1 rRNA gene is annotated in these 1,288 nt (G+C 56.1%); it reads left to right on the plus strand.

Annotation, left to right across the window (positions count from 1 at the left end):
- Positions 1-1,288: ribosomal RNA gene (locus tag ACGFY9_RS48880) — 23S ribosomal RNA — on the plus strand; the annotation flags it as partial.

Consider the following 1,288-nt stretch of genomic DNA (forward strand, 5'->3'; position numbering starts at 1 on the left):
TGAGACCTGATGCCGAGCCGATTGTGGTGAAGTGGATGATCCTATGCTGTCGAGAAAAGCCTCTAGCGAGTTTCATGGCGGCCCGTACCCTAAACCGACTCAGGTGGTCAGGTAGAGAATACCGAGGCGTTCGGGTGAACTATGGTTAAGGAACTCGGCAAAATGCCCCCGTAACTTCGGGAGAAGGGGGGCCATCACCGGTGATGACATTTACTGTCTGAGCTGGGGGTGGCCGCAGAGACCAGCGAGAAGCGACTGTTTACTAAAAACACAGGTCCGTGCGAAGCCGTAAGGCGATGTATACGGACTGACGCCTGCCCGGTGCTGGAACGTTAAGGGGACCGGTTAGTCACTCTTCGGGGTGGCGAAGCTGAGAACTTAAGCGCCAGTAAACGGCGGTGGTAACTATAACCATCCTAAGGTAGCGAAATTCCTTGTCGGGTAAGTTCCGACCTGCACGAATGGCGTAACGACTTCTCGACTGTCTCAACCATAGGCCCGGTGAAATTGCACTACGAGTAAAGATGCTCGTTTCGCGCAGCAGGACGGAAAGACCCCGGGACCTTTACTACAGTTTGATATTGGTGTTCGGTTCGGCTTGTGTAGGATAGCTGGGAGACTGTGAACTCTGGACGCCAGTTCAGGGGGAGTCGTCGTTGAAATACCAGTCTGGTCGTGCTGGATGTCTAACCTGGGTCCGTGATCCGGATCAGGGACAGTGTCTGATGGGTAGTTTAACTGGGGCGGTTGCCTCCTAAAGAGTAACGGAGGCGCCCAAAGGTTCCCTCAGCCTGGTTGGCAATCAGGTGTTGAGTGTAAGTGCACAAGGGAGCTTGACTGTGAGACCGACGGGTCGAGCAGGGACGAAAGTCGGGACTAGTGATCCGGCGGTGGCTTGTGGAAGCGCCGTCGCTCAACGGATAAAAGGTACCCCGGGGATAACAGGCTGATCTTCCCCAAGAGTCCATATCGACGGGATGGTTTGGCACCTCGATGTCGGCTCGTCGCATCCTGGGGCTGGAGTCGGTCCCAAGGGTTGGGCTGTTCGCCCATTAAAGCGGTACGCGAGCTGGGTTTAGAACGTCGTGAGACAGTTCGGTCCCTATCCGCTGCGCGCGCAGGAACATTGAGAAGGGCTGTCCCTAGTACGAGAGGACCGGGACGGACGAACCTCTGGTGTGCCAGTTGTTCTGCCAAGGGCATGGCTGGTTGGCTACGTTCGGGAGGGATAACCGCTGAAAGCATCTAAGCGGGAAGCCTGCTTCGAGATGAGTGTTCCCACCCCCTT

Origin of the sequence: Streptomyces sp. NPDC048504 (assembly GCF_043200035.1) — a bacterium.
Lineage (GTDB): Bacteria > Actinomycetota > Actinomycetes > Streptomycetales > Streptomycetaceae > Streptomyces.